The sequence below is a fragment of the Micromonospora sp. CPCC 206060 genome (assembly GCF_036906895.1).
Classification (GTDB): Bacteria; Actinomycetota; Actinomycetes; order Mycobacteriales; family Micromonosporaceae; genus Micromonospora.
Window position 1 is genome coordinate 1 of the sequence record NZ_JBAKHU010000226.1, and the last position, 1,405, is coordinate 1,405.

The window sequence follows — 1,405 nt, forward strand, 5'->3', positions numbered from 1 at the left end:
CGCCCATGATCCCTCATCCCGGACAGCGCTCCTGGTAGTCAGAGGCTTACCCGGAATGGCTCACTGCCCTACAGTCGTTCTGTCGACCGGTGAGAAGGCTCCCACTTCAGCGCTCGACATTTTCCGCCCCACAATCCGGTAAGCGACGGAGGGAAACCGTATGTCCACGGTGCAAGCACGCGTATGCCGCTCGGCGGGTCGACTGCTCTTCGCCGCGCTGTTGGCGGCGCTGATGACCATTCCCATGAGCGGTGCCGCCATGGCCGGCGGTTCGGACGGCGGTGTCGGGATCTACACCAAGGACGTCTACATCATGGACTACGTCGGGGACACCGGTCTCGAGCCGAACACCCCGGGTGTTCCCTACTGGAACAGCCCCGACGTCAAGGTCTGCCCCACCACCGTCCCGTGCGCAACCGGCGTGAGCGCGCCCGCCTACACGACCAGCTACATCTTCGTGACCTTGCGGAACCCGGGGCCGTACGGATCTGGCACCGACGTTGGCACCCTGCGCCTTTACTTCACCTATGCGGGCGGCTCCGCAGTCTGGCCGGCCGACTGGACACCCCTCAATTCGGCGATCGTCACGGTCCCGCCCGGCGTCACGACCGTGCTGCTCCCATGGACCACCTCAGGCCCGGGACTCGTCTCCACCCTGTATCGCTGGGTGTCGCCGGATGACCCGATGCTCTACGAGGGAACGAACGCCTACCAGAACGCTCAGTTCAACAACAACGTCGCCTGGAAGAACTTCTCCGTCGTCTAGTGCTCTGGCAACAAGCGGTGGCCGGGTAGGCTACGCGGCTCGGCTGGCTGGTTGGCCCCAGCGGCGTTGCCGTTCGCTGCGGATCTTGGCGCGGTGGCGGCGCTGGGTGGCCAGGGCGTCGGGGTGACGGGCGTTGGTGTGCGCCAACGCAGGTGGGCGCGCAGGCTGCGGGCCAGGGCGGTTGGGGTGATCGGAGCCGGCGATGTCGAAGGTACGCAGCGGCCCGAAATGCGCCTCGGTCGGTCTGCATCCGGGTACGCTGTGCACACTCCTCGGTCCGCATCATTGACGATGTCTGCGACGGACATGCCGCATACGCGGACCTCTATGGACAATGATCGTAGGCTCCGATGCTTCCTTGGCGAAGCCGCGCGACCGCAGTAACCACCGCCGTGGCCGGGCTGGCCGTACGGGATCAGGGGTGCAGCGGCGGGTCACCGGATGCCCGCGGCGTGGAGCTTTCGGGTGGCGGCTACTTCGATGCTGGTCCTCGCCAGCGATCCGGACGGTGACCCCCCAGCATTGAACGCACCCATTACCAGCACGACGAACAGCAACGGCATCAGCAGCGTCCTGAGCCTCGATCCACCGATGAATGTCGGGTCGGCGGGACCCCGGAGATAGAAAGTGCCCTCTGAG

The 1,405-nt window shown here is 65.9% G+C and carries 2 protein-coding genes and 1 pseudogene; 1 reads left to right on the plus strand and 2 read right to left on the minus strand.

Annotated elements, in window-relative coordinates; all coding sequences use genetic code 11:
- Positions 1-160: 160 nt before the first annotated feature.
- Positions 161-766 (plus strand): hypothetical protein, encoded by a 606-nt coding sequence (locus tag V6U90_RS33405; protein ID WP_334445174.1) that lies wholly within the window; start codon positions 161-163, stop codon positions 764-766.
- 30 nt (positions 767-796) lie between these two features.
- On the opposite strand, the pseudogene V6U90_RS33410 reads toward V6U90_RS33405, so the two are convergent.
- Both V6U90_RS33410 and V6U90_RS33415 read right to left on the minus strand, forming a co-directional pair.
- Positions 797-1,009, minus strand: a pseudogene (locus tag V6U90_RS33410) (IS630 family transposase); the annotation flags it as partial.
- Positions 1,010-1,200: 191 nt separating this feature from the next.
- Positions 1,201-1,405: hypothetical protein (locus V6U90_RS33415; RefSeq protein WP_334445176.1), on the minus strand; the 205-nt coding region annotated here is incomplete at its 5' end.